Consider the following 24,981-nt stretch of genomic DNA (forward strand, 5'->3'; position numbering starts at 1 on the left):
TTTTCCCTCCGTTAACGGACAGGGGAGCGCCCGTCCCCCCACACCGCACCCCACCCGGGGCGCCTCAGCGTGCCCGCGTCCGGGGAGCGGTGTGCCCGCGCATGAAACGAGGAGTGACACGTGGTCGACCAGAAGACCCCCGCGGACGCCCCCGGGGTGCCCGCGCGCCCGGGCGGTGCGCCCGCGCTTCGGGAGCGCCTGACCAGGCGCAAGCCGGTGGAGAAGCTCGTCGCCGAGACCGAGGGTGCCGCGGGCGCCGGCCTGCGGCGGCACATGGGCTTCTGGCAGCTGTCCATGATCGGCATCGGCGCGACCCTGGGCACCGGCATCTTCGTGGTCCTGGGCGAGGCCGTGCCCGTCGCCGGGCCGGCCGTCATGATCTCGTTCGTGCTGGCGGGCGTCACCGCCCTCTTCTCCGCCCTGGCCTACGCCGAGATGGCGGGCATGATCCCGGCCTCCGGCTCGGCCTACTCCTACAGCTACGCCACCATCGGCGAGTTCATGGCGTGGATCTGCGGCTGGTGCCTGATGCTCACCTACGGCGTCTCCGTGGCCGCCGTCGGCGTGGGCTGGGGGCAGTACATCAACGAGCTGCTGCATTTGACCACCGGCCTCTCCCTGCCGCCCGCCGTCCTGGCCGGCCCGATGGAGGGCGGGCTGGTCAACCTCCCGGCCGCCATCGTCGTCCTGCTGTCGATGTTCGCCCTGCTCGCCGGGGTGCGCGAGAGCAGCCGCGTCAACGCCGTGATGGTCACCATCAAGATCGGCATCCTGGTGATGTTCGTGGCCATCGCCGTCACCGCCGTCCAGGACGGCAACTTCGCCCCCTTCATGCCCATGGGCATGGCGGGCGTCAGCGCCGCGGGCGCCACCCTGTTCTTCTCCTACATCGGGTTCGACTCGGTCTCCACCGCCAGCGAGGAGGCCAAGAACCCGCAGCGCGACCTGCCCCGCGCGATCATGTTCTCGATGATCCTGGTGACCGCCATCTACTGCCTGGTGGCCTTCGCCGCGGTCGGCGCGCTGAACTGGACGGACTTCGTCGACGGTGAGACCTCGCTGGCCGGCATCCTGACCAGGGTCACCGGTACCCCGATCTGGGCCGTCATCTTCGCCGCGGGCGCCGTCCTGGCCCTGGCCAGCGTCGTCCTGGTGGTCCTCTACAGCCAGACCCGCATCCTCTTCGTGATGTCGCGCGACGGCCTGATCCCCAAGGCGTTCTCCAAGGTCGACGCCAAGGGCACCCCGCGCCTGAACACCGTCATCACCTCGGTGCTGATCGCCGTCCTGGCCGCGTTCATCCCGCTGGGCCCGCTCGCCGACGCCACCGCCATCGGCACCCTGTTTGCGTTCGCCCTGGTGAACGTGGCCGTGCTGGTGCTGCGCCGGACCCGCCCCGACCTGCCCCGCGCCTTCCGGGTGCCGGGCGCTCCGGTCACCCCGGTCCTGGGCGTCCTGGCCTGCGCCTACATGGTGGCCAGCATGGGCGCGAGCGTGTGGATCGCGTTCGGCGCGTGGCTGGCCGTCGGCCTGGTGGTCTACTTCGGCTACAGCATGAAGCGCTCCGCGCTGGAGGCCGAGGACACCGTCGAGGTCCGCTCCTGAGCTGAGACGGAGCCCACGGAGGGGGTCGGGATTCCCGGCCCCCTCCGCCGTGTTCCAGGGGAGGGCGCCGCCGGGGCCGACGCACGTGTTCGGTGCATATGTGCACACAGGCGCAAAGAAACCCATCAATGCGTCGAAAATACGCAAAGCATCTGATGTGCGACGCACACTTCGGACGGGTGCCGCCGCCTAGAGTGGACCCGGCCTCGCAGCCGCCCCACCAGCGGCGATGAGACCCCCGACCCCGCGGCGACGGCGCCGCGGACACCAGACCCGAGGGACGGAGGAGCGGATGGCACGGCGGACCCTGCGCGTGGCCCTGGACCAGGGCACCGGCCGCAGCGGCGACCCCGCCGATGCCCTGGCCCGCCTCTCAGACCGGGCGCGCGCCGCCGCCGACGCGGGCGCCGACCTGCTGATCGGCCCCGAGATGTCGCTGACCGGCTACAACATCGGCGCGGACGTCGCCCGCCTGGCCGAGCCCGTCGACGGACGGCTGTCCGCCCAGGTCGCGCGGATCGCCGCCGACACCGGTGTCGCGATCGTCCACGGCTTCCCGGAGCGGGACGGGGACGCGGTGTACAACACCGTCCTGCTCACCGGCCCGGACGGCGTCCGGCTGGCCGCCTACCGCAAGACCCACCTGTTCGGCGACCTCGACCGCGGCGCCTTCGCCCCCGGGGACACCCCGGTGGTCCAGGCCGACCTGAACGGCGTCCGCCTGGGGCTGCTGGTCTGCTACGACGTCGAGTTCCCCGAGCCCGTGCGCGCCCACGCGCTGGCCGGGACCGAGCTGCTCGTGGTGCCGACCGCCCTCATGCTGCCCTACACCGACGTGCCCGACCGCATCGTCCCGGTACGGGCGCTGGAGAACCAGATCCACCTGGCGTACGTGAACCGCTGCGACACCGAGGGCGACCTGCGCTACGCGGGCCGCAGCGCCCTCGTCGCCCCCGACGGCACCGAGACCCTGCGCGCCGGGGCCGACGAGGAGCTGCTCGTCGGCGACGTCGACCTCGGCGCCATCGCCCGCGCCCGCGAGGGGCAGTCCTACCTGGACGACCGCAGGCCGGGGCTGTACGGCTCCCTGAGCCGCGACCGGGCCCGCGCCCGCTAGACCCACGGCCATTCCCGGCCGCACCGCCACCACCGCCACACCGACCCTGGAGGGGATTCATGACGTCTGCCGTGCCCACGGCCGCCGGCACCGGCCCGGTGCAGGACCCGCCGCTGAACATGTGCGGACCGGACTTCCCGTTCGCCTACGACCGGTACCTCGAGCACCCCGCCGGGCTCGGGCAGATCCCGGCGGAGCGGCTCGGGACCGAGGTGGCGGTCATCGGCGGCGGCCTGTCGGGCATCGTCACCGCCTACGAGCTCATGAAGATGGGGCTGCGGCCGGTCGTGTACGAGGCCGACCGGATCGGCGGCCGCCTGCGCACCGAGCGCTTCCCCGGCGTCGACGAGGAAGAGGTCGTCGCCGAGATGGGGGCGATGCGCTTCCCGCCCTCCTCCACGGCGTTCTGGCACTACGTGGACCGGGTCGGGCTGCGCACCGAGCCGTTCCCCAACCCGCTCGCCCCCACCACCCCCAGCACCGTCGTCGACCTCAAGGGCGAGTCGCACTACGCGACCACCCTGGCCGACCTCCCTGAGGTGTACCGCGAGGTCGCCCGCGCCTGGGAGCGGACCCTGGAGGACGGGGCGCAGCACTCCCGGATGCAGCGCGCCATCCGCGAGCGCGACGTCGCGACCCAGAAGGAGATCTGGAACGAGCTCGTGGAGAAGCTCGACAACCAGACCTTCTACGGATTTTTGTGTGATTCTCCGGCTTTCGCTTCCTTCCGCCACCGTGAGATCTTCGGACAAGTGGGATTCGGCACCGGTGGCTGGGACACCGACTTCCCGAACTCCATCCTGGAGATCCTCCGGGTCACCTACACGGGCGCGGACGACGACCACATGGGCATCATCGGCGGTGTCCAGCAGCTTCCCCAACGGCTCTGGGAGGACGCCCCGGACAAGCTCGTCCACTGGGCGCAGGGCACGACTCTGGCGAAGCTGCACGCGGACGGTCCGCGCCCGGCCGTCACGGCCCTTCGCCGCACCGCGGCGAAGGGCTCGGCGGCGGGCAACATCACCGTGACGGACGCGTCGGGCTCCACCCGCACCTACGCCGCGGCGGTGTTCACCGCGCAGAGCTGGATGATGCTGTCCAAGGTCGACTGCGACGAGTCGCTGCTGCCGATCGACCACTGGACCGCGATCGAGCGCACCCACTACATGGAGTCCTCCAAGCTGTTCGTGCCGGTGGACCGGCCGTTCTGGAAGGACAAGGACCCCGAGACCGGGCGCGACGTCATGAGCATGACGCTCACCGACCGGATGACCCGCGGCACCTACCTGCTGGAGGGGCCGGACCCCGACGGGCCCGCCGCCATCTGCATGTCGTACACCTGGTGCGACGACTCGCTGAAGTGGCTGCCGCTGTCCCCGAACGAGCGCCTGGAGGTCATGCTGGCCTCGCTCGCCAAGGTGTACCCGGGCGTGGACGTCCGCTCCCACATCACCGGCGACCCGGTCACGGTGTCGTGGGAGGACGAGCCCTACTTCATGGGCGCCTTCAAGGCCAACCTGCCGGGGCACTACCGGTACCAGCGCCGCCTGTTCACGCACTTCGCGCAGGACTCGCTGTCGGAGGAGTACCGCGGCCTGTTCCTGGCCGGCGACGACGTGTCCTGGACGGCCGGCTGGGCCGAGGGCGCGGTGCAGACGGCGCTCAACGCCGTGTGGGGGGTGATGCACCACCTCGGTGGCGCCACCGACCCGACGAACCCGGGCCCGGGCGACGAGTTCGACGAACTCGCGCCGGTGGCCCTGCCCGAAGGCTGAGGTCAGGGGAGACCTCTGCGACAGGACCGGTGGGCGCGCGGAACCGCGAACCCCGCGCGCCCGCGCACCGGTCCGTCGCGAGCCGATGGGAACGTGCACCCCGGGGCTATGGGGATGGCCCCGGGGTGTCCTCATGCCCGGACCCGGCCGCTCAGCGCAGGGTGAGCGGGGTCTCGGAGTCCAGACGGGTGAGCTTCTCCGGATTGCGGACGTAGTACAGGCCGGTGATCAGGCCGCCCTCGACGCGGGCCGCCATGATCCCGTCGAACTCGCCGTCCAGGTGGATGGCCAGCGCGGGGTGGCCGTTGACCATCGTGGCCCTGCCGGTGACCGCCGAGCCGACCTTGCGCAGGCCCCCCATGGTCGCCCGGACCACCCGGTCGGCGCCGACGATCGCGTTCGGCACGGCCCGCTTGATGCCGCCGCCGTCGCCCACGAGGACGACATCGGGGGCGAGCACGTCCATCAGGCCCTGGAGGTCCCCGGTCTCGAAGGCGCGCCGGAACGAGTCCAGCACCGCCCGGCCCTGGTCGGGCGCGACCGTCTCGCGCGGGCGGCGGGCGTCCACGTGGCGCCGGGCCCGGTGGGAGATCTGGCGGACCGCCGCCGACGTCTTCCCCACGGCCGCCGCGATCTCGTCGTAGCCGAGGCCGAAGGCCTCCCGCAGCACGAACACGGCGCGCTCGGTGGGCGACAGCGTCTCCAGGACCAGCATGAGCGCCATCGACACGCTCTCGGCGAGCTCGACGTCCTCGGCCACGTCGGGCGAGGTGAGGAGGGGTTCGGGCAGCCAGTTGCCGACGTAGGACTCGCGGCGGCGCTTGAGCGTGCGCAGGCGGTTCAGTGCCTGGCGGGTGGTGATCCGGACCAGATAGGCGCGCGGTTCGCGGACCTGCTCCCGGTCGACCTCGGCCCAGCGCAGCCAGGTCTCCTGGAGGACGTCCTCGGCGTCGGCGGCGGAGCCGAGCATCTCGTAGGCGACCGTGAACAGCAGGTTGCGGTGGGAGACGAAGTCCTCCGTCGCCGGATCGGCCCGCCGCTCCCGCCCGGTGTCCTCCACGGTCCTCATCCCTTCACGGACTCGGTGGCGGAGCGCTGCCGGAGCAGGCGCTCGCGGTGGCCGCCGTCCCCGAACCGCACCCGGCGCCCGCCGGGCCTGCTCGCCTCGTCGGACAGCTGCCCGACGATGCCCCGGCAGATGAACTCCTTGATCCTCCCACCGGCCCGGCCGGAGATGTGGGCTCCGCGGGCGATGTCGTTGCGGTGGGCGATCTGGAAGATACCGTTACGGCGGCCGAGGCTGATGCACTGGGCGGCGAACATGACGGTCAGGGGCTCGGGCGCCCGCCCCTCGATCCGGGCGAGTACCGTGTCGGCGGCCTGCGGGCCGGACTGGACGGCCGCCTGGCAGCTCATCCGGACGGGGAGGCCCGACGGCGCGGCGGCGTCGCCGGTGGCGACGATGTGCGGGCTGTCGAGGCTGGTGTAGGTCTCGTCGGTGAGCAGGCGGCCCTCGGCGTCGGTGCTCAGGCCGCTGTCGCGGGCCAGGCGCGGGACGGAGAAGCCGACGGCCCACACGGTGACCGCGCTGGGCAGTTCCCGGCCGTCGGCGAGGCGGACGGAGGCGTCGGCCACGGCGGTCACCCGGGAGCCGGGGCCGTCGAGGACGGTGACGCCCAGGGCCGCGAGGCGCCGGGCGACCGAACGGCGGCCGCGCGGGTGCAGGTAGGGGCCGAGCAGGCCGCCGCAGGCCAGGGTGACGGGGTGCACGGTGGCCTCGGCCAGCTCGGCGGCGACCTCGATCCCCGTGGGGCCGCCGCCGACCACGGTGACGGGCGCCGCCGCCGGGGCCGCGTCCAGGACCCGCTTCAGGGCGCGGGCCTCCTCCAGACTGGCGAGGGGGTGCGCGAACTCGGCGGCGCCGGGGACGCCGGATACCGCGCTGGAGCTGCCGACGGCGTAGACGAGGTGGTCGTAGTGGAGCGGATCCCCTGCGGCCAGTTCGACGGTGCGCGCGGCCGCGTCGATCCGCGTGGCCGTGTCGACCACCAGCCCGACGGCGGGGGCGAGCACGTCGGCGTAGTCGACGACGGCCCCGTGGGTGTCGGCGGCCAGCTGGTGCAGGCGGATGCGGTCGACGAAGGCGGGGCGCGGGTTGACCAGGGTGACGGCGAGGTCGGTGCGCCGGGTGAGGCGGTTGGCGGCGAGGACGCCGGAGTATCCGCCGCCGATGACGACGACTCGGGTGTTCGCGGTCATGGTGTCTCCTCCGTTTTCAGCGGGTCGACCACAGGACACCGGCGGCCCGCGGTCTGTGACACCGCGCCGGGGGATCCGCGGCACCGGACCGGAAAAGGCGGGGCGGGGGCGGCGCCACGCCGCCCCCGCCCCGCCGGGCCCGGACTCACATCCCGGGGCCGCCGGGACGTGTGCCCACGGCGAAGCGGGTGCGGGCCGTCGCGGGCAGGCCCTCCCGGGTCACCGCGGGTTCGAGCAGGGCGAAGGCCCTCTCCCGGAACTCCTCCAGCAGGTCGGCCGGCAGCCGCTCGTAGAAGGCCCGGAAACCGGTGGTCCAGGTCCACTCCCACCAGGCGGCGGTGTCGGCGAAGACGAACGCCGACTCCTCCTCCACCACCCGCACGCCGGTGAACCCCGCCTCGGCGAGCAGCCCCCCGGCGTTCATGCCGAAGTCCGGCCTGCGCGCGGCCGCCGGACCGGCGCGCAGCGCGACGGACCGGAACAGGTCCGACATGGCCGCGCGGTCCCCCGGCATGAGCTGCTCCACCGGAACGGAGACCCCGCACCGTCCGCCGGGGCGCAGCGCGCGCAGGAAGCCGCGCGCCGCGGACCCCGGGTCGGGCATGAGGAACAGCGCGAACGCGCACAGCACCCTGTCGTAGGAGCCTTCGGCGACGGTGAGCGCCTGGGCGTCCATCCGGGCCGCCGTGGCGTTCGCCGTGCCCCGCCCGGCGATGTCGGCGGCGAGCTGTCGGACCATGCCCTCGGACAGGTCCACCCCGTGCACGGCACCCGCCGGGCCCACCCGCTCGGCCGCCGGGAACAGGCACGCTCCGCGGCCCGCGGCCACGTCGAGGACGCGCTCCCCCGGCAGGGGGTCGACCAGGTCGACCAGGCGGCGCCCCAGTACGGCGAAGTGGCCGACGTGCGGGTCGTATCCGTCGGCGCACCTGTCGTACAGGGCGGCCCACGCCGAGGTCGTCATCGGCGCCGCTCCCCTCGCGCCGTCTCGGCCAGCGCCTCCGAGATCGTCTCGGCGACCGTGTCGATGTCCTGCCTGGTGTGCGCTGTGCTCAGGAACCAGGGCTCGGCGGGCACGGGGTGGAAGTACACGCCCCGGCGCTGGCAGGCCGTCTGCAGCAGCCGGTGCCCGGCCTCGTCCACCTCGCCGGTCGCGGGGTCGGTGAGCGCCACCGACATCATCGAGCCGACCCGGCCGATCCGTGCGGTGCGCCCGGCGCCGTCGACGGCCTCGCGCACCCGCGCCTCGGCGTGGGCGCCGATCCCGTCCAGCTCGGTGTACAGCGCCCCCGCCGCCCGGATCTTGGCCAGCGTCGCGGCCACCGCCCGCAGGGCCGCGTGGTTGCCCGAGTAGACCCCGGCGTGGAACGCCTCGTACCGGGCCAGCGGCTCCATCACCTCGCGCGACCCTCCGAAGGCCGCGACGGGGAACCCGCCGCCCATCGCCTTGGACACCACGGTCAGGTCGGGCACGACGCCGTACAGCTCCTGGCCGCCGCCCCGGGCGACCCGGAAGCCGGTGATCACCTCGTCGAAGACCAGCAGCGCGCCGTGCTCGCCGGTCAGGCGGCGCAGCAGCTCCAGGAAGCCGGCGTCGGGCACGACCACGCCGTCGTTGGCCAGGACCGGCTCGCACATCACCGCGGCCAGTTCGGCCCCGTGGTCGGCGAACACCTTCTCCACCGCCGCCGCGTCGTTCCAGGGGACCTGGAGGGTGTGCTCCATCGCCTCCGGGATCATCCCCGCGGCCCCCGGGGCGGGTCGGCGGCCGTCGCCCCCGCGCGATCGCAGGAGCGTCTCGCTCCAGCCGTGGTAGTGGCCCTCGAAGGTCAGCACGAGGGTCCGGCCGGTGACCGCGCGCGCGAGGCGCACCGCCGACATCAGCGCCTCGGTGCCGGAGTTGGCGAACCGGAGCCGTTCGACGCCGGGCACCAGCTCCGCCACCAGCCCCGCCGCCTCCCGGTCGATCCGGTGCGGCAGCCCGGTCATGTGCCCGCGGCCGAACTGGGCGGCGATCTGCGCGGTCACGTCCGGGTCGGCGTAGCCGAACAGGTGGGGGCCGTAGCCCATGTTGACGTCGATGAGCTCGTTGCCCTCGATGTCGCGGACCCGGCAGCCGGAGGCCGAGTCCACGACGATCGGCTCGATGATCCCGCGGGCCCGCATGTTGCTGCTGACGCCGCCCGCCACGAACCCGTGGAGGTCGGCGTAGGCGGCCTGGTTGGACAGTCCCGTCCTGGGGCCGTCGATGGTGGTCATCATGGTCCTTTCACGTGGTCAAGGTGTCGCCATGGAGTGGAACCGGTCGGGGGAGAAGGGGGTGAGCAGGTCCGGGCGCCCTCCCGAGGAGATCTCGTCCGCGACCAGGCGGCCCAGGAGCGCCCCGAGCGTGGCACCGCTGTGCGTGACGGCCTCGTAGTAGCCGGGCACGGCGTCCAGGAAGCCCACGCTGGAGCCCCCGTCCGCCGGGAAGGCCCTGATGCCGACGCGGACCGCGGTGGGCCGGGTGCCGCGCAGGCCGGGCAGGACGCGGCCCGCCCGCTCGATCAGGTCCCGGACGGGGGAGTCGAGCGGTTCCCCGGACGGCCCGGCCAGCCGGGCGTCGACCCCGTCCGAGCGGACCCGCACGCCGTCGGGGCCGGCGGGCCGGACGCTGACGTCCGGGCCGAGCAGCATGGCGTCCACGCCGCCGGGCAGGGGCAGGTCCGCCAGCAGCCCCGGGGTGGGGGCCAGGGCCAGGGGGCCGCCGACGAGGCCGGCGACCTCCTCGGCCCCCGCGCCCGCCGCGTTGACCACCGTCCTGGCGTCCACCCGGCCGCCGCCGGCCAGAGCGACGCCGCACACCGCGCCCGCGGCGTCGGTGAGGATCCGTTCGACGCGGGCCCCGAACCGGACCTCGGCCCCCTCCCGCCGGGCCCGGTCGACCATCCACCCGGCCATGGCCGGCAGGTCGACCCAGCCCTCGTCGGGCAGCCGCACGACACGGGGGGACAGGGCGGCGCGGTCGACACCGCGCGGGACGGCGGGCGCGTCCGGTGCGACCTCCTCCGCCGCGTAGCCCCACTGCCGTGCCCGGGCCAGGTCGGCGTCCAGGCGGTCGGGGTCCCGCGCCCAGAGCAGGGTCGGGCAGGGGTGGAACCCGGGCGCCCCCTGGGCGCCGATCCGGTGGAGTTCGCGCAGGCCCGCGTGGTTCAGGTCGAAGTAGGCCCGGGGCGGCTTGCCGAAAGCGGTGGCACGCGAGAACGAGGCGGCGCTGGCCGCCGTCGCGGGTGCGGGCGCGGCCTCCAGCACCCGCACGCGCGCCCCCGCCAGCGTGAGGTTCCAGGCCACCGAGGCGCCGACGATCCCCGCGCCGACGACCACAACGTCACACATGCGCCCGCTCCGTTCCGGCCGACGCTACGGGCACGGGGGCGTCCTCCCAGGACACCGGGCCCTGGGGCCAGTCCGCGGGCACGTTCCGGACCCGCTCGGGCGTCGCCCAGCCGGTGCGGTCGCCGCCGGTGAGGTTGACCAGGACCACGTCGTCCGCGGCGATCTCCCCCTCCCGGCGCATCTTCACCGCGCCGGCGAGGGCGGTCGCGCTCGCGTGGCACACGCGCAGGCCCTCGGTCTCCTCCAGCAGGTCGCGGGCCGCGTTGATCTCGGCCTCGCTCACGGAGGTGATCCGGCCGCCGCTGCTCCGGCAGACCTCGCGGATGTAGGGGTAGGTGCGGGTGGGGTCGCCGCGCAGGATGGCCTCGGCCGGCCCCTTCGGGTCGTGCACGATGTGCCGCGGGGCGATGGACTCGGCCCCCTCCGCGTAGGCCCGGGCCATGGGGGCGCATCCGGCCTGCTGCACCGCCGTGAACCTCGGCACGCGGGAGAGCCGCCCCAGCAGCCGGTACTCCAGGGCGCCCTTGTAGGCGCCCAGGAGGCCCATGCCGCTGCTGACGGCCTGGAACACGTGGTCGGGCTCGGCGTCCATCTGGTCGAAGGCCTCCAGGTAGGCCAGTTTCAGGCCCTCCCTGCGGGCGACGTTGAAGAACCCGCCCTCGGTGAACGCGCCGGTCCGCAGGGCGAAGCGCCGGGCGGCCCGGCCGGCCTCGACGAAGTCGCCGTCGACCAGGTAGGTGGTGACCGAGGGGTGGTCGGGGTAGTTGAGCCGGTGCCGGAAGCGCCGGCCGCAGAACAGGGCGAGTTCGACCCCCTCCAGGGACTGCACGCCGTGGGCGTAGGCCGTGGAGCTGTTGCCCGTGGACGCCATGACGAACCGCCGCACGCCGAGTTCGGCGAGCCTGGAAAGGCCGACGGAGGCGATGCGGTCCTTGGTGCTCCGGGTGGGGTTCTCGCTCTCGTTCTTCAGTGCGATTCTGGACATCCCTATTCGTTCGCCCAGTTTCTCCGCGGTGAAGCAGGGGGTGCTGCCCTCGCCGAGCCATTTGAGGGAATTCCGGTCGCGGACGGGCAGGAGGTCGAAATACCTCTGGAGGGGGTTTTCTCCTTTTTGGGGAGGGCCCTCGGCAGTGGACACCGACGCCAGGTCGTGGACGGCGTCGATCGCCCCGTCGCAGGTCGGACAGCGATGGGCCGCCTCATCGGGGGACGGGTCTCCGCACAGTACGCACATCAGTGTGAATCCGCCGGGCGTCGCGGGCGCGCGCTCCATCAGCGTCTCGTAGCGCAGGGCCGGGCTCATGGGTCCCTTTCGATCGAGGGTCGGGCGGGCATGCCGAGTGCATTGTTTCCCCGCCTGCCGCCGGGGGAACCACCTTTCTGGAAATTTTTATTTCCGAGCCCGGGCGGGCCGGAAAATCGGAAGAGAGATGGCTAATTCGGTATGTCGGTTGATTTTCTCTCCCCTGGAGAATGGTCTGGTTTCGACGGCTTGCGGAAGGTCTGGGAGGACCGGCTGCCCGAGGCGCTGGCCAGGGCGTCCCGCAGCGACTTCTACCGGCCCCGCCTGGAGGGCCGGGTGTCCCGCACGGGCCCCGACGACCTGGCCGTGCTGCCCCTGACCACCAAGGACGACCTGCGGGCGGGCTACCCCTTCGGCATGCTCGCCGTCCCGCGCCGGAGGGTGGTCTCCTACCACGAGTCCAGCGGCACGTCGGCGGGCCGGACCACGGCGTCGTTCCACACGGAGGCGGACTGGGAGGAGATGCTCGACCGCTTCCGCCGGGGGCGGACGTCCCTGGGGCCGGACGACACCGTGCTGGTCCGGGTGCCCTACGCGATGGTCACCATCGGCCACCAGGTCCACGGTGCGGCCAGGGCGGCGGGGGCGATGGTGGTCCCGGCGGACGCGCGCTCGACCGCGATGACCTACCGCCGGGTGCTCGGGCTGCTGTGCGACTTGGAGGTGACCGTCGCCGCCGCGCTGCCGACCGAGCCGCTGCTGTGGGCCGCCTGTGCGCGCGAGACGGGCGGGACCCCCCGCGAGCACGCCCCCCACCTGCGTGCCCTGCTCGCCACCGGTGAGCCGCTGAGCGACGCCCGCAGGAACCGGATCGGCGAGCTGTGGGGCTGCGACGTCGTCGTCAGCTACGGCAACTCCGAGTGCGGCTCCAGCCTGGCGGGCGAGTGCCCCGAGGGCACCCTGCACCTGTGGGCGGACCGCTACCTGCCCGAGGTGCTCGACCCCGCCACGGGGCGCACCTCCCGGGAGGGGAGCGGCCGCCTGGTCGTGACCACGCTGTACCGCGAGGCCATGCCGCTGGTGCGCTACGACACCGGCGACGCGGTGGAGCTGTCCTACGGGGAGTGCCCGTGCGGGTGGGCGCTGCCCCGGATCCGGGTGCTGGGGCGCTGGGACCAGGGGGTCGAGGTGGGCGGCCGGACCGTGTTCGGCTCGCAGGTGGAGGAGGTCGTGTTCGGCCTGCCCGCCCGCCTGGGGGTGCTCATGTGGCGGGCGCGGACGCACGCGGGGCGCCTGCACGTGCGCGTCGAGGTTCCGGAGCCGGACGCCGCCGAGGCGGTCGCCGCGCTGACCGGGGGCCTGGACGCGGCCTTCGGGCCGGGGTGCCGGGTCGAGGCCGTGCCCCTGGGGACCCTGGTTTCCCTCGAGGAGCTGACCCGCGCCTCGCACGTCGCCAAGCCCCGCTACCTCTCGGCCGCCGAGGAGGACACGGGGCTCGCCTACCCGGCCCCGGCGGCCCCCTGACCGCTCGCCGAGGGTGGCGAGCGGCGACAAGCGACGAGCGAGCAGCGAGAAGTCGGAGAGGACGAGAAGATGACCCCTGTACTGGAGGCCCTGGCCGCCGCGCGGGACCGGCAGGCCCTGCACGACCCCCGGGACACGCTCACGGCGGGAGAGGCTCTGGACACCGTGTACCGGGTCGCCCGGGCCCTGGCGGAGTACGGCCACGGCCCGGGGCGGGTCGTGGCCCTGGTCGGCCCCATCAGCGCCCGGATGTACCTGGTGTCCCTCGCCGCCCAGGTCACCGGCGGGGCACAGGTGGAGATCCCCGTCGCGATGCCCGCGCGCGACCAGGCCGCCCTGGTTCAGCGGTGCCGGGCGGACCTCGTGGTCGTGGACCCCGACGCGGCCGACGCGTCGGCGGTCGAGGGGCCGGGGGTCCGGGTGCTGACACTGGCGCCCTCGCCGTCGGGCGAGGACCTGTTCGCCGCGGCCGAGAGGTGCTCGGCCCGGCCGCTCGCCCCGCGGTTCCGGAGCGGGGACCCCAGTCGCATCTCCCTGACCGGCGGGACCACGGGCCGCGCCAAGCCCGTTCTGCGCCGGTACCGGGCGCCGGTCCACACCCGGTCGCCGTGGGCGCACCACCTGGGGCAGGACGGGACGGGGCCGCGGCGCGTGCTCAAGACGGAGCGCCTCACCGGGCTGGGGAGGACCCTGGGCGACGTGGCCGTGACCTGTGGCGCGGAGCTCGTCACGCTCCCGGTGTTCGACCCGTCCGAGGTGCTGGCCGTCATCCGGGGGAGAGGGATCACCCATCTGCTCCTCGCCCCGCACCAGCTGCGCCTGCTGCTGGACCTGCCTGAGACGGCGGGGGCGGACCTGTCGTCCCTGCGCTGTGTCGTCACCGCGACGGCCGCGGCCAGCCCGGCGCTGCTGCGCCGGGCGGTGGAACGGTTCGGGCCGATCGTGCACGCCACCTACGGGCAGACGGAGGCGGGGCACATCTGCTGGCTGGAGCCGGAGGACTATGCGAGGACCGGGCCCGCGGCGTCGTACGGGTGCGGGAGGCCCATCCCGGGGGCGCAGGTCCGGATCCGCGACGAGGGGGGCGCGGATCTGGCCGCCGGTGAGCGCGGGCGGGTGTGGGTGCGCACCCCCTTCCTGATGGACGAGTACCTGGACATGCCGGAGGACACCGCGCGGGTGCTGCGTGAGGGGTGGCTGGACACCGGTGATGTCGGGTTCTTGAACGGGGAGGGGTTCCTGACCCTGCTGGGGCGCTCGACCGACGCCATGGTGATCGGGGGAGAAGTTGTTTATTCGGCCGAGGTGGACGCGCTCCTCCAGGAGCACCCGGCGGTGGAGGACTCGGTCACGTTCGACGTGCCGGGGGAGGGGGGAGCGAGCCTGCACACGGCCGTGGTCCTGCGGGGGGAGAGTGAGGGGGACGTTGGGGAGGACGAACTGAGGGCGCTGGTGGCCGCAAGGTTGCCTGAGAGCCATGTGCCGTCGTCGTTCCGGTTCGTGTCCCGGATCCCGTTGACGTACGCCCATGAGCCGTGCTGGGACACCCTGCGTGCGGGGGCGATGGCCCGGACCCGCTGAGGGGAGGGGCTCGCTGAGAAGGTGTGGACCGGCCCCGCCGAAAGGTCTTCGGTGGGGCCGGTCCGGGTGCTAGTTCGCGGGGAGCACCCGCAGGAGCGCGGTCCACTCCCCGGCGGCGAAGCCGAGGTGCCCCAGTTCCCGGTTCTGTGTGTCCCGCACCAGGGTCTCGGCCCCCTCCGCGACCTCCACGCAGCTGCCGCTGCCGCCGCTGTAGCTGCTCTTGTGCCACTGGGGTTCACGCATTGTCGACCAACTCTCGAATCAGCTGACGGCTTCGGGCCTCTGGATACGCCTCACCTTGGAGGAGGCCGAAGTTCGTCACGCACTCCTGGTACCGATCGGTGTCATTGATGATGACCTCACCGGTCATGTACTCGGCGGAGGCCACCGGGGGCTCATCAGCGAAGGTGTAGAGGCGGAACGCACCGCCGTTGCCGTAGTGGTGCGGGGTGTCATGGGGAACGATCTGCAGACGCACCCTACCCGCCTCCGCCTCTCGGAGCAGCCGCCGCCGCTGCTCGTGCAGTAGACCGTTTCCGCACCCGCCAACCCGCTGGTGTAGCACCGCTTCGGTGATGACCATGAGAATCAGCGGCCGCGGCTCCTTGCCCAGGATCTCCTGGCGTTCCATGCGAGCTTCGACCAGCCTGTCCGCTGAGGCTTTGGTGATCCCGGGGAAGGTGTCCTCGAAGAGGGCGCGCGCATAGTCAGGGGTCTGCACGAGCCCCGGAACTACCAACGGCTGGAACTCCCTGAGTTGTGTCACGGCCGCCTCCAGGTCCGGAAGCTCTGCGAACCTCAGGGGATTCTGTGTCTGTCGTTGGAGCTTCCCCCACTCCTCAGCGATGCGTCCTGCGGCTTTGAGAACTTCGTCCAACTTGTTGACGTACTTCTCGTCAACGTGCCTGGTGCCCGTTTCCCAAGCGGAGTAATAGCTCCCGACTACTCCCATCTCACGGGCGACATCCACCTGCCTCAGGCTGAGCTGATTTCTGTGATGCCGCAGTTGGCGGCCGAAAGTCCTCCACTTGGGGTCGACTCGTCGGTTCACCTTCGCCTCCATGGATCGCCAAGAGATCTACAGATTACACAGGGATTCCACTGGTATGGAAGAGAAATTCACCAACTCATCCATCCTTCGTCTAGGTGGAACAGTCTATTGAGCTTGCAACCTGCTTCTTGGATGGTGGATCCGTGGCAGAGTCCCAGTGGAGTCGTGTGACCTCGGGAGCCTCTGTCGGGCAAAAGGTATTTACGGGGCTATTCATAAAAAAGCCTCGGCAGTCGAAGTGAGAAGCGCCTGCCGAGGCCGTGCCCCAAATCGAACGTATGACCATCGAGGTGAGACGGAATGCAGTGTATCGCCGGGGAACACGCCCCTCCGAGGGGTGACGCGACCACGATCACGGTGGTGCGGGGACGGTCAGGGGTGCGCCACCTGCGCCCGGCCGAACTCACGGCCGTGCGGCGCAAGGCACGCGCGGCCTTCGCCCTGAACCACGGCGGAGCGGGCGGCGACCTGCTCTCCCCGGAGTTCTCCCCACTGTTCACCCGCCCGCACCCGGGCCGGCGGGCGTCGGCCCCGCATGTGTCCCCGCCCCGCCCGGCCGGGGCCGGCCGCCCCACCACCGGCCGGGTGATCCCCCTCCGCCCCGACCTCGTGGGCTGGACCCGTCCCCTGACCGGTGGAAGCCCCCTTCACCTGCTCCCGGGGCGCGGACGCCACCACCGGCCGGAGTCCCCGGTCCGCCCGACCCTGGCGGACTACACCCACCGGGCCCCGGCACCGCCTTCCACCGGCCGGCGGACCACCACCCTGGCCGGACGTGAGGCCCCGCCCCCGGCCTCCACCCCGGAGCAGCGGCCCGCCATCCGGCGCCGCGCGTCCCGGGTCCGCGCCTACGTCGCGCACCCCGCGGGCGACCTGGCCCCGCTCACCCTCGCGGTCCGCGCCTACCTGGCCAAGGGGGTGCGGTGATGCTCGTCGGGGACATCAACATCACGGACCTGTTCGACGCCATCGGGGCCGCCCTGGCCCTGCCGCCCGTCGCGACCCCGGACGAGGAGGCCGCCCGCGCCTCCCTCCTCGGGCGGCGCATCGCCGCCGTCTGCGCGGCGGTCGACCACGTCCGCACCACGGGCGACCCGGTCGAGGCCATCGGCATCCTCGACGCGGCGGTGGAGGAGCACCCGGCCGACTACGCCCTCCGGCCCCCGCGCCCGAGGAGCGCGCCGTGATCCCGCGGCCCTGCGGGGAGACCTCGCTGAACAGCGGCGGGTTCCGGCGCACCTGCGTCCTCGACTCCGACCACACGGGAGACCACGAGGACCTCGACGGCCGGACCTGGCAGCCTCCGGGGACCGTTCTTGCCCGCCTGCGCGCCGCCTGGGGCGACACCCACCGCATCGCCTGGACCGGTTCGCTCTGGGTCGCGGTCCACCGCGACCCCGCCGCCTCCTGGCGCACACACGTCGAACCCACACCGGCCCAACTCGAAGACCGCCTCCGCCGACACACGGCCTCACGTGCCGAGTCTCGGCCGCGCCGGTAGCTCGTCTCTGAGGCAGGGGTCGTGCCGTGTCTGCGGCCCCTGTCTCCGTTCGTCCGCGTGCGCCGCCCTGCTTGAGTACTCAAGCCGCCACATGCCACAGTGGACGAGGCCGCAGGCCCCTCTGAGGCTAGGTAACGCGGGGATAACGTCCCGCGTTTTCCCAGGTCGCGAACTGTGAGCCCCGCGCACGCGGGGATGGACCGCGTTGGCCAACAGGCTGCACGAGGCCGGGAAAGTGAGCCCCGCGCACGCGGGGATGGACCGCAGGGGTGGGTGCGCCCGGACGGGCGCCGCACGTGAGCCCCGCGCACGCGGGGATGGACCGACCGCCCTGGCCCTGGCCGCGGGTGCGATCGCGTGAGCCCCGCGCACGCGGGGATGGACCGGGCGGTTCCCAGCGCAGTGGGCGGCATCCCCGGTGAGCCCCGCGCACGCGGGGATGGACCGGTCTGGTCACTCATGGGTTTCGGTCTCCAGGGGTGAGCCCCGCGCACGCGGGGATGGACCGTATCTGGAGGAGCCCGCGCAGCGGGAGTCCTCGTGAGCCCCGCGCACGCGGGGATGGACCGGGCTCCGCCTCCTCGGGCCGGCCGCCCCAGAGGTGAGCCCCGCGCACGCGGGGATGGACCGCGGGTCTCGACTGGGACCAGGGGTCGGTGGACGTGAGCCCCGCGCACGCGGGGATGGACCGCCCGGGCTTCCGTCATGTCTGGGGTTAGATGGGTGAGCCCCGCGCACGCGGGGATGGACCGGCGGGGCCCAGCTCGTTGCCGCCGAGCTGGCCGTGAGCCCCGCGCACGCGGGGATGGACCGGCGGACCGCGATGGCGCTCGCGCAGTGGAGCAGTGAGCCCCGCGCACGCGGGGATGGACCGCCCGCGATCTTCTCCGCCTGCTCGTACAGGGCGTGAGCCCCGCGCACGCGGGGATGGACCGACGGCCAGGCGGACGGCCTCGTGCCCGGGGAAGTGAGCCCCGCGCACGCGGGGATGGACCGGAGCGCTCGGATCTTCAAGGGCGGGTGCTGCGGTGAGCCCCGCGCACGCGGGGGTGGACCGAGCGAGTCCCGGCCGCGCCGGTGACCCGCACATCCGGGGTGGAGGCCGCACCGGCGTCCTCCACCCCGCACCCCTCAAACCCCATCCGCCTCCACGACGGTCACCTGCCACAGATGCCCGTCCAGGTCGGCGCAGACACCGGCATAACCCCACGGCTGCTGCTCGGGCGCCGCCACGATCTTGCCTCCGGCCTGCCGGGCCCGTTCGATCACCTCGTCGACCGCCTTCGGCGTGCCGACCGCGAAACTCAGCAGCACCTCGTGCGATCGGGGCGGTGCGACCTCCCGGCCTTCGCCCAGGACCCACCCGAACCCTCCCGTCGGAATGAGCATCAGCCGCGTTCGCTCGCCGATCTCGAACTGCAACGGCTCGGGCACCCCGTCCTCGGCCGGTTCGCCCAGCGCCGCGAGACCGAACACCTCCCGGTAGAACACCATCGCCCGCATCCGGTCCGCGATCGGCAGACTCACCACGATCGCGCCGCCATCACTTGCGGCCATGACCACTCCCTTCCTTCTGTGCGTCTTCCGGATCCATCCCTTCCGACCCCCGCGAGCCCCCGAATTCATCGCCCTCAGGCCGATGACACCGAAGATCTCCGCAACATGCCCCGTGCCGTGAGCCCCGCGCACGCGGGAACGGTCCGACCGGACCCGTGAACGCCTACCGGATGGCGACCCCGATCACCGTGCCCACGTGATCCTCCTCCGGTGCCGTCTCCTCCCACACCCGAACCTGGCCGAACCCGTGCCCGGTGAGGATGTTCTCCCACTCCTCGGGTTCGTAGGCCCACCGGTACACCCACACCCGGCGGCCGTTGAACCCGACCCCGTACATGCCCTGCACCCCGTACGACCCCGGTACCGCCGAAGCGTGGGAGAACACGAACCTCCCGCCGGGCTCTAACCGGTCATGGACGAGGGGGAACAGCACCGCGGGGTCGGTGAACCACGCCGCGCCCCAGATCGAGTAGACCGCCTCCCACTTCCGGGCGGTGCCGCCCAGGAACTCGGTCACGTCCGCATGGTGGAACTCCGCACCCAGGTGCTCCCACCGCTGCTGTGCGGTGCGCACGGCCACCGGGGACATGTCTACGCCTGCGGCCTTCACGCCGAGGGAGGCCAGCGCGGCGACCGCGTCGCCCCGACCGAATCCCAGTTCCAGGGCCGTGGAGGGTTCACCGAGCAGTTCGGCTCCGGGCCCGTGCCCCGGGTACTGGGTCCACTCCAGGATCGGGGCCTCCTCCGGCCCTTGCCGGGTGACGCCCTGGATGTACCGGTCCCAGTAGCCGGGAATGTCCGTGGTCGGGTCGGCCATGGTGTGGTCCTTGCGGCTTCGGTGACAGGACCCGCACCACGGTAGCCACGCCACGGTCGTGACGGCAGGGGAACAGCGGAAAAGGCCGACACCCCGGAGACCGTGGCCTTGTACAACCAAGCGCAAGACGATCCAGGCGAGCACCTGGACTACGTAGCTGTGAGCCCCGCACATACGGGGATGGACCCTCGGACAAGAGGTCGGGCAGAGACATGCCTGAGTGAGCCCCGAGCGCACCGGGCGGCGCGCCTGGTCGACCTCGGTGCTTCGCGCGGGCGCAGCGCGACCGACACCGCGGTGGCGGGACCGGTCACGGCGCACGGGAAGGCGGTCGGGCCGTCTGCGGGCGCCGCCGAGCATGCGGGCGAAGCCGCCTGCACGTAGAGCGGGCGACGCTGCGATCCGTTGCGGTGGGGTGTTGCCGACCGGGTGCGCGCGGGCTTCCCCCGATCACCATTCGGGCAGGCGGTGTGCGACCGCTGTCCCAGCGGTGATGCAGGCGGTCCTGGAACGACTCCTCCGGCCCGCCCCCGATTCGGCTGGGTCCTGCTGGTTCGGACCCGGACGTCTGCCCGCAGCAGAAAGGACATTTCCGCTCGGTACAGCCCCCTACGGTGGAGGCCCCAGCCCCTGAAAGCCGTAGGAGTGCGTATGGATGCGATCACCGGCACAGCCGCAGGCGTGCCGTTCACGGCCCTCCCCCCGTCCGGGGGGAACACCGGCCGTGCGCCGTTGATCGTGACCTGGCACATGCTGGACGCACCGCGCACGAACGCGGCTTTCGCGGCGGCGCTGCCCATGGCCGGTGTCCCCGCCTGGCGAGTACACCTGGGCCTGCCGCTGTGCGGCTCGCGTATGGTCGACGGCCGCCTGGACAGACACCTTGAACTCGCACGCGAGGACATACTCCTGGCGTACCTCGGTCCGATCGTTCACCAGGCGGTCGAGGAGTTCCCGGCCGCGCTGGCCGAGCTGCGCCGTCAGCTCCCGATCGATGACCAGCCGATCAGCATCCTCGGTGCGTCACTCGGCGGGGCGGTGGCTCTGCGGGTGCTCACAGCGCCGCCGAGTCCGATCGGGGCGGTCGCGCTCGTCAACCCGGCCGTACGGGTGAGCGCGGCCGTCGAACTTCTCGCGACCGGGCTCGGCCAACCCTACGGTTGGACCGCTGAATCCCGCAGAGTCGCAGACGAACTGGACTTCGTCGGCCGCGCCGAAAGCCTCACGGGGGAGCCGCCGTTGCTGCTGGTCAGCGGCGAGAACGACCACCCGGCGCTGCGTGAGGACGCGCTCTCCCTGGTCGGGGTGCTGCGCGAGCGGTACGCGCATCCCTGCGACATCGAACTGGCCACCGTGCCGGGCCTGGCCCACCCGCTGGCAGATGAGCCCGGCCTGGAACCGGTTCCCCAGTCGCCCGCCGCAGTGGCGGTCGACGAGGTCCTGACCCGGTGGTTCCTCCGGGGCTTCGATGGCCTGAGCGCCGGTGGTCCTGCGGTGGCGAAGACCAGGCCTGCACAGTTCGAAACGGAGTGATGGCGTGGCGCCCGGACGAACACTTTCAGGGTTCGCCGGGCGCCATGACGGTCGGTCCGGCTGCGGTCGGCGGCGATCTGGAAGGGACCGTGGGCGCGGCCGACCCGGATCGGTGGGGTGAGCGGCCCACGGTCACCTCGTCGGGGGCGGACGAAAGGCGGGCAGGTCCCGGTCCTACCGGTCGGCCGCCGGGCGCCACTCGCGGCGGAGGAGGCCGAACACCCAGGAGTCGGAGACGTCGCCGTTGACGACGCAGTCCTCGCGGAGGGTGCCTTCGTGGACGAAGCCGAGCTTCTTCAGGACCCGGGCGGATGCTGCGTTGCGGGTGTCGGCCTCCGCCTGGACACGGTTCAGGTCCAGGGTGTCGAACGCCCATCGCAGGACGGCGTGCGCGGTCTCCGTGGCGTAGCCGTGACCCCACACGTCGGCGTCGAAGATGTAGCCCAGGGAGGCGCTGCGGAAGTCCGGGTTCCAGCCGGTCAGGCCGCACCAGCCGATGAACGCGCCGTCGGAGGCGCGGTCGACGGCCACCCGCGCCCCCGTGCCTTCCTCTCGGTCCGCATGCTGCGTCACTACGACGCGACAGGGCTCCTGCGCCCGGCCCACGTCGGGATGGACCGATGATGGGTGGTTGACGGCTGGCTGTGCAGAACTCTCTAGGGACATCCCTCTCCAAGGTCATCCCACCGAATGACCGACACTTCTCTGCCCCGCACGTGTTTCCCGGTGCGGGGCGCCCTCATCGTTCCTCAGGTCACGCGAACTGGTCGGCCGCGAGCCTGCGCAGCTCTGGCAGGCCGAGCCGTTCGCGTCCGTAGGCGATGGCATTGGTCAACACCACCATGTACCGACCCGCGTTCGGGTCGAGGTACAGGCTCGTGCCGGTGAACCCGTGGTGATACACCAACCCTCCATCCGAGAGCAGCCAGGCCAGGCCCCGGCTCGTCGATGCGTTCACCCGCGTCGCCGGACGCCATGACTCGCCGATGTACCCGGACAGAGCCGACAGGCCGCCCTTGCCGTCGTGCGCGGCCAGCAGGAGCCGCGCGAATTCGGCGAGGGCTCCGGCCGAAGCGAACACGCCCGCGTGACCGGCGACCCCGCCCAACGTGTGCGCGTTCTCGTCGTGCACGACCCCGTGCACCGGGTATCCGCCGACCAGGCGTTGCTCGGTCGGGGCGACATGCTCTCCGCGCGGAAGCGGCCCGTACTGGAACCCCGCGAGCCCGAGACGGTGGGCGAACTCGTCGAGGAGGTCGTACAGGGGTCGGCCTTCGGCCCGGGCTAGCAGCAGACCGAGCAGGATGAACCCGCGGTTGATGTACCGGTGCCTCCCCGGCGAGTCGAGCGGCTCGGACAGGATCGCCTCGGCGACGTCCCGGGCCTCGCCCGAGTACAGATCGAGCCGGGTGGCCGGCATCAGGCCCGAGGTGTGCGTGAGGATCTCCCGCGGTGTTACGGAACCACCCTCACCCTCCGCGAACCCCGGGAAGTATCCGGACACCGGCGCGTCGAGGTCGACCAGGGCCCGGGACGCGGCGTCACCGAAAAGCGGCCAGGTTGCGACGACCTTCGTCAGGCTCGCCACGTCGTACAGCGTCGAAGGCTCCGGGGCGATGGTGCCGCCCGGCGACACCGTGCCCGAGACGGCGTAGCCCGGGGTGGTTCCCACCGTTCCGGCGGCGATGATCCCGCCCGGGGTCCGGCGATCGCCCACCATGCGGTCGAGTGCTCCGCGCATGGTCGCCAGCGCCGTGTCCGCCCACACGGATGATCGCGCGGTGGGCGTTTCGGTCAATGGTCCTCCTCGGTGATGTCGGCGCCCAGCGCGCCGAGGGTGTCGGCCAGGTCCTCGTATCCGCGGCGCAGATGGCGCACACCGTAGACGCGGGTGGTACCCCTGGCCGCCAGGGCGGCCAGGACGAGGGCGGTCGCGGCTCTGATGTCGTCACCGTGCACCGTAGTGCCGCGCAGCCGGGACCGCCCGGTGATCGTGAGTTCCTGCCCGCGTGCGGTCACATCGGCGCCGAGGGCGACCAGACCGGGGACATGGGTGGCGCGTTGGGCGTAGATCCGTTCCAGCACCCGGGAGGTTCCCGGGGTCTGGGTCAGCAGCGCGACGAGTTGGGGCTGCAGATCGGTCGGGTAGCCGGGGTGAACGCCGGTCTCGACGGTGACCGGGTGCAGGTCGGAAGGTGTGGTGCGTATGGTGCCGATGCCTCGGGTGAGCTTCAGGCCCACGTCGGCGAGGGTGTCGACGAACCCCCGGGGCAGGCTGTCGAGGGTGGGGTCTTCGACCTCGACGCGGCCGTTGGTGATCGCCCCGGCCAGCAGCAGCGTGCCCGCGGCCATCCGGTCGGCGGGCACGCGTGCGGCCGCGGGGGCGAGCCGGTCGCGTCCCTCGACGAGCAGGACACCGTTCTCCGCTTCGATCGGTACCCCCATACGGCGCAGCAGCTCCGCCGTCGCGTGCACCTCGGGCTCCCCGCTCGGAGACACCACTCGTGACTCGCCCCGGGCCGAGGCGGCCAGCAGCAGGGCCGTCACGGTCGCACCGAGACTCGGACCGAAGCCGCCCGGTGTCGTGCAGTCGAAGGAGAACCCGCACAGCCCGGTCCGGATCCGGGCGGAGACGATCCCGTTGGCCGTGCGGACCTCGGCGCCCGCAGCACGCATGGCTTCCAGGTGGAGGTCGATACGGCGCACGGCGAAGGCATCGCCGCCCGGCATCGGGAAGACCGCGCGCCCGGTCCGGGCGAGTAGCGCGGCGCCGAAACAGGCGGTCGGGCGGATCATGCCGCCGAGGTCTGGCGGGATGACGCCGCTCGTGACGTCGGCCGCGTGCACGTCCATGCCGGCGCCGTCAAACGAGACCTGGGCACCGGCGGCCCCGATGATGTCGGCGACCACCCCGGTATCGGTGATCCTGGGGACGTTGTGCAGTCGAACCGGGTGGGCGGACAGCAGCGCGGCCGAGGCCAGGTGCAGGAAGACGTTCTTCGATCCCTGCACGCGGACGACCCCTGCCAGGGGACGGCCGCCTCGAATACGGAGATGGGTCATGACCTCACCCGCGCTTGAGAGGGGTACAGGCCGCCGAGCTGGTCGGTCGGGTAGATGGTCACGTCCGGTCCGATCAGCGTCCCCGGAGCGACAGAGGTCAGCGCGGGCAGTTGCACACGGTCGCCCAGGACCGCACCGAACTTCGTCTGACCGGTCCCTACGCGGGTGCCCGCGATGGTGATGGACAGTTCGTCGACGGCCGGCTCGACGACGGGCCGGTCGACCCGCAGGTTCGCCAGAACGGAGGAGGAACCGACGTTGACCTGGCTGCCGACGATCGAGTCCCCGATGAACACGAAGTGCATGGCGCGTGTGTCGGCCAGGATGAGGCTTCGGGTGATCTCGCAGGCGTAGCCGATCCTGCTCCCGGGCCCGATCACCGTGTGATCGCGAACCAGGCCGCGACCGATGTAAGCGCCCCGACAGATCAGCGCGGGGCCGGTGATGACGGCTCCGGCGTCGACGGTCGCGCCGGGTTCGACGATCACGGCACCGTCGACCTCGGCCCGGGGATGGATGGCGCCGGCCAGCGATCGGCGGGCGGTGGTGAGCCAGTCGGTCAGCGCGGACTTGACCTCGAAGACGGTCGTGGGAAGCGGGAAGGGGAGCGGCACACCGGCGGTGTCGCAGTAGTAGGAGAGGTCGAGGAACTGTCCGCTGTCCTGCTGAGGGGCCATTCGTTCCTCCGGAGGGAGTCGGTGGGTGGGCCGGCGAGCCCGGTTTCCGTGGCCGCCGTCGAGCGCGCGGGGGCGGGGGCGGGTGGCTGGACCCCGAAGGCACCGGCGCTCACCGCCTCAACGTGGGTGCCTGCGACTTTCCCCTTTCCTGTGAACTGTGTGAATTCATTGCGATCGGGCTGTTCGTGCACTTCTCCTGAGGCCCGTGGACGAGCGACAGGGTGCGAGCACGATCGGAACCGGCGGCTTGTCGCTTCTTTGCCGGGCGACCGTTTTCGTGTGCGGTGGCACAAGGCGATGTAA

The 24,981-nt window shown here is 72.5% G+C and carries 23 protein-coding genes and 1 CRISPR repeat array; of the genes, 9 read left to right on the forward strand and 14 right to left on the reverse strand.

The features are described 5' to 3' along the window. The first annotated feature begins 120 nt into the window (after positions 1–120). The 3 genes from KGD84_RS06420 to KGD84_RS06430 all read left to right on the forward strand — a co-directional run bounded on the left by KGD84_RS06420 (position 121) and on the right by KGD84_RS06430 (position 4,497). On the forward strand, positions 121–1,605 hold the full coding sequence (locus tag KGD84_RS06420) for an amino acid permease (protein ID WP_220565214.1): 1,485 nt from the start codon (positions 121–123) through the stop codon (positions 1,603–1,605). 292 nt (positions 1,606–1,897) lie between these two features. After that, positions 1,898–2,722 carry a carbon-nitrogen hydrolase family protein gene (locus KGD84_RS06425; protein WP_220565215.1) on the forward strand — a complete coding sequence of 275 codons (825 nt, stop codon included), beginning with the start codon at positions 1,898–1,900 and terminating at the stop codon, positions 2,720–2,722. 59 nt (positions 2,723–2,781) lie between these two features. Next, a complete protein-coding gene (locus KGD84_RS06430) occupies positions 2,782–4,497 on the forward strand; it encodes a flavin monoamine oxidase family protein (RefSeq protein ID WP_220565216.1) in 1,716 nt (571 codons plus the stop codon). A gap of 151 nt (positions 4,498–4,648) precedes the next feature. Here the strand turns inward: KGD84_RS06430 and KGD84_RS06435 are convergent, their stop codons facing one another. From KGD84_RS06435 to KGD84_RS06460, 6 genes are all read right to left on the reverse strand, one after another. Continuing rightward, positions 4,649–5,557, reverse strand: coding sequence for an RNA polymerase sigma-70 factor (locus KGD84_RS06435; protein ID WP_255647082.1), 909 nt, complete (start codon positions 5,555–5,557; stop codon positions 4,649–4,651). A 5-nt stretch (positions 5,558–5,562) separates the two neighbouring features. After that, positions 5,563–6,756, reverse strand: coding sequence for an NAD(P)/FAD-dependent oxidoreductase (locus tag KGD84_RS06440; RefSeq protein ID WP_220565218.1), 1,194 nt, complete (start codon positions 6,754–6,756; stop codon positions 5,563–5,565). A 145-nt stretch (positions 6,757–6,901) separates the two neighbouring features. Further along, positions 6,902–7,720, reverse strand: a complete 819-nt coding sequence (locus KGD84_RS06445) for a class I SAM-dependent methyltransferase (RefSeq protein WP_220565219.1) — start codon at positions 7,718–7,720, stop codon at positions 6,902–6,904. After that, on the reverse strand, positions 7,717–9,015 hold the full coding sequence (locus tag KGD84_RS06450; RefSeq protein ID WP_220565220.1) for an aspartate aminotransferase family protein: 1,299 nt from the start codon (positions 9,013–9,015) through the stop codon (positions 7,717–7,719). Before KGD84_RS06450 ends, KGD84_RS06445 begins: the two co-directional genes overlap by 4 nt. Positions 9,016–9,033: 18 nt before the next feature. After that, positions 9,034–10,131 carry an NAD(P)/FAD-dependent oxidoreductase gene (locus tag KGD84_RS06455; protein ID WP_220565221.1) on the reverse strand — a complete coding sequence of 366 codons (1,098 nt, stop codon included), beginning with the start codon at positions 10,129–10,131 and terminating at the stop codon, positions 9,034–9,036. Further along, the gene (locus KGD84_RS06460; protein ID WP_220565222.1) at positions 10,124–11,434 is read right to left on the reverse strand and encodes a threonine synthase; all 1,311 of its coding nucleotides are present in this window, start codon (positions 11,432–11,434) and stop codon (positions 10,124–10,126) included. Before KGD84_RS06460 ends, KGD84_RS06455 begins: the two co-directional genes overlap by 8 nt. A 189-nt stretch (positions 11,435–11,623) precedes the next feature. Here KGD84_RS06460 and KGD84_RS06465 point away from each other — a divergent pair, with 189 nt between their 5' ends. Together KGD84_RS06465 and KGD84_RS06470 are read left to right on the forward strand one after the other, a co-directional pair. Continuing rightward, on the forward strand, positions 11,624–12,898 hold the full coding sequence (locus KGD84_RS06465) for a phenylacetate--CoA ligase family protein (RefSeq protein WP_220565223.1): 1,275 nt from the start codon (positions 11,624–11,626) through the stop codon (positions 12,896–12,898). A 69-nt stretch (positions 12,899–12,967) separates the two neighbouring features. Further along, on the forward strand, positions 12,968–14,479 hold the full coding sequence (locus KGD84_RS06470; protein ID WP_220565224.1) for a class I adenylate-forming enzyme family protein: 1,512 nt from the start codon (positions 12,968–12,970) through the stop codon (positions 14,477–14,479). Positions 14,480–14,548: 69 nt separating this feature from the next. Here the strand turns inward: KGD84_RS06470 and KGD84_RS06475 are convergent, their stop codons facing one another. Together KGD84_RS06475 and KGD84_RS06480 are read right to left on the reverse strand one after the other, a co-directional pair. After that, positions 14,549–14,722 (reverse strand): DUF397 domain-containing protein, encoded by a 174-nt coding sequence (locus KGD84_RS06475; RefSeq protein ID WP_220565225.1) that lies wholly within the window; start codon positions 14,720–14,722, stop codon positions 14,549–14,551. Beyond that, positions 14,715–15,530 carry a helix-turn-helix domain-containing protein gene (locus KGD84_RS06480; protein ID WP_260697193.1) on the reverse strand — a complete coding sequence of 272 codons (816 nt, stop codon included), beginning with the start codon at positions 15,528–15,530 and terminating at the stop codon, positions 14,715–14,717. Before KGD84_RS06480 ends, KGD84_RS06475 begins: the two co-directional genes overlap by 8 nt. Positions 15,531–15,890: 360 nt before the next feature. On the opposite strand from KGD84_RS06480, the gene KGD84_RS06485 reads away from it, so the two are divergent. From KGD84_RS06485 to KGD84_RS06495, 3 genes are read left to right on the forward strand one after another with little or no spacing between them, the layout of a single operon-like run. Beyond that, positions 15,891–16,457: a hypothetical protein gene (locus KGD84_RS06485; RefSeq protein ID WP_220565946.1), complete on the forward strand. Its 567-nt coding sequence runs from the start codon at positions 15,891–15,893 to the stop codon at positions 16,455–16,457. Then, the gene (locus KGD84_RS06490; protein ID WP_220565227.1) at positions 16,457–16,717 is read left to right on the forward strand and encodes a hypothetical protein; all 261 of its coding nucleotides are present in this window, start codon (positions 16,457–16,459) and stop codon (positions 16,715–16,717) included. Before KGD84_RS06485 ends, KGD84_RS06490 begins: the two co-directional genes overlap by 1 nt. Further along, positions 16,714–17,031, forward strand: coding sequence for a hypothetical protein (locus tag KGD84_RS06495; RefSeq protein WP_220565947.1), 318 nt, complete (start codon positions 16,714–16,716; stop codon positions 17,029–17,031). The genes KGD84_RS06490 and KGD84_RS06495 overlap by 4 nt, the downstream gene beginning before the upstream one ends. A gap of 174 nt (positions 17,032–17,205) precedes the next feature. Then, a CRISPR array of direct repeats spans positions 17,206–18,088; the repeat unit is 29 nt; unit sequence GTGAGCCCCGCGCACGCGGGGATGGACCG. A 74-nt stretch (positions 18,089–18,162) separates the two neighbouring features. Here the strand turns inward: KGD84_RS06495 and KGD84_RS06500 are convergent. Together KGD84_RS06500 and KGD84_RS06505 are read right to left on the reverse strand one after the other, a co-directional pair. Next, the gene (locus tag KGD84_RS06500; protein WP_220565228.1) at positions 18,163–18,588 is read right to left on the reverse strand and encodes a VOC family protein; all 426 of its coding nucleotides are present in this window, start codon (positions 18,586–18,588) and stop codon (positions 18,163–18,165) included. A 163-nt stretch (positions 18,589–18,751) separates the two neighbouring features. Then, positions 18,752–19,405 (reverse strand): class I SAM-dependent methyltransferase, encoded by a 654-nt coding sequence (locus KGD84_RS06505; RefSeq protein ID WP_220565229.1) that lies wholly within the window; start codon positions 19,403–19,405, stop codon positions 18,752–18,754. Between the two features lie 651 nt (positions 19,406–20,056). On the opposite strand from KGD84_RS06505, the gene KGD84_RS06510 reads away from it, so the two are divergent. Further along, a complete protein-coding gene (locus KGD84_RS06510; protein ID WP_220565230.1) occupies positions 20,057–20,938 on the forward strand; it encodes an alpha/beta hydrolase family protein in 882 nt (293 codons plus the stop codon). Positions 20,939–21,112: 174 nt separating this feature from the next. Here the strand turns inward: KGD84_RS06510 and KGD84_RS06515 are convergent, their stop codons facing one another. The 4 genes from KGD84_RS06515 to KGD84_RS06530 form a co-directional block, all read right to left on the reverse strand. Next, complete coding sequence (locus tag KGD84_RS06515; protein WP_255647084.1) at positions 21,113–21,604, reverse strand: GNAT family N-acetyltransferase; 492 nt, start codon at positions 21,602–21,604, stop codon at positions 21,113–21,115. A gap of 88 nt (positions 21,605–21,692) precedes the next feature. After that, positions 21,693–22,736, reverse strand: coding sequence for a serine hydrolase domain-containing protein (locus tag KGD84_RS06520; protein ID WP_220565232.1), 1,044 nt, complete (start codon positions 22,734–22,736; stop codon positions 21,693–21,695). Then, complete coding sequence (locus tag KGD84_RS06525; protein WP_220565233.1) at positions 22,733–24,001, reverse strand: UDP-N-acetylglucosamine 1-carboxyvinyltransferase; 1,269 nt, start codon at positions 23,999–24,001, stop codon at positions 22,733–22,735. Before KGD84_RS06525 ends, KGD84_RS06520 begins: the two co-directional genes overlap by 4 nt. Next, complete coding sequence (locus KGD84_RS06530) at positions 23,998–24,678, reverse strand: LbetaH domain-containing protein (protein WP_220565234.1); 681 nt, start codon at positions 24,676–24,678, stop codon at positions 23,998–24,000. The genes KGD84_RS06525 and KGD84_RS06530 overlap by 4 nt, the downstream gene beginning before the upstream one ends. Positions 24,679–24,981 lie beyond the last annotated feature (303 nt).

The sequence above is a fragment of the Nocardiopsis changdeensis genome (genome assembly GCF_018316655.1).
GTDB lineage: Bacteria > Actinomycetota > Actinomycetes > Streptosporangiales > Streptosporangiaceae > Nocardiopsis > Nocardiopsis changdeensis.

What these genes read in the sequence shown, in the direction of transcription:
- KGD84_RS06425 (WP_220565215.1), top strand. Translation starts at nt 1,898, where the DNA reads ATGGCACGGCGGACCCTGCGCGTGGCCCTGGACCAGGGCACCGGCCGC.
- KGD84_RS06430 (WP_220565216.1), top strand. Translation starts at nt 2,782, where the DNA reads ATGACGTCTGCCGTGCCCACGGCCGCCGGCACCGGCCCGGTGCAGGAC.
- KGD84_RS06440 (WP_220565218.1), bottom strand. Translation starts at nt 6,756, where the DNA reads ATGACCGCGAACACCCGAGTCGTCGTCATCGGCGGCGGATACTCCGGC.
- KGD84_RS06445 (WP_220565219.1), bottom strand. Translation starts at nt 7,720, where the DNA reads ATGACGACCTCGGCGTGGGCCGCCCTGTACGACAGGTGCGCCGACGGA.
- KGD84_RS06450 (WP_220565220.1), bottom strand. Translation starts at nt 9,015, where the DNA reads ATGACCACCATCGACGGCCCCAGGACGGGACTGTCCAACCAGGCCGCC.
- KGD84_RS06455 (WP_220565221.1), bottom strand. Translation starts at nt 10,131, where the DNA reads ATGTGTGACGTTGTGGTCGTCGGCGCGGGGATCGTCGGCGCCTCGGTG.
- KGD84_RS06460 (WP_220565222.1), bottom strand. Translation starts at nt 11,434, where the DNA reads ATGAGCCCGGCCCTGCGCTACGAGACGCTGATGGAGCGCGCGCCCGCG.
- KGD84_RS06470 (WP_220565224.1), top strand. Translation starts at nt 12,968, where the DNA reads ATGACCCCTGTACTGGAGGCCCTGGCCGCCGCGCGGGACCGGCAGGCC.
- KGD84_RS06475 (WP_220565225.1), bottom strand. Translation starts at nt 14,722, where the DNA reads ATGCGTGAACCCCAGTGGCACAAGAGCAGCTACAGCGGCGGCAGCGGC.
- KGD84_RS06490 (WP_220565227.1), top strand. Translation starts at nt 16,457, where the DNA reads ATGCTCGTCGGGGACATCAACATCACGGACCTGTTCGACGCCATCGGG.
- KGD84_RS06500 (WP_220565228.1), bottom strand. Translation starts at nt 18,588, where the DNA reads ATGGCCGCAAGTGATGGCGGCGCGATCGTGGTGAGTCTGCCGATCGCG.
- KGD84_RS06505 (WP_220565229.1), bottom strand. Translation starts at nt 19,405, where the DNA reads ATGGCCGACCCGACCACGGACATTCCCGGCTACTGGGACCGGTACATC.
- KGD84_RS06510 (WP_220565230.1), top strand. Translation starts at nt 20,057, where the DNA reads ATGGATGCGATCACCGGCACAGCCGCAGGCGTGCCGTTCACGGCCCTC.
- KGD84_RS06515 (WP_255647084.1), bottom strand. Translation starts at nt 21,604, where the DNA reads ATGTCCCTAGAGAGTTCTGCACAGCCAGCCGTCAACCACCCATCATCG.
- KGD84_RS06525 (WP_220565233.1), bottom strand. Translation starts at nt 24,001, where the DNA reads ATGACCCATCTCCGTATTCGAGGCGGCCGTCCCCTGGCAGGGGTCGTC.
- KGD84_RS06530 (WP_220565234.1), bottom strand. Translation starts at nt 24,678, where the DNA reads ATGGCCCCTCAGCAGGACAGCGGACAGTTCCTCGACCTCTCCTACTAC.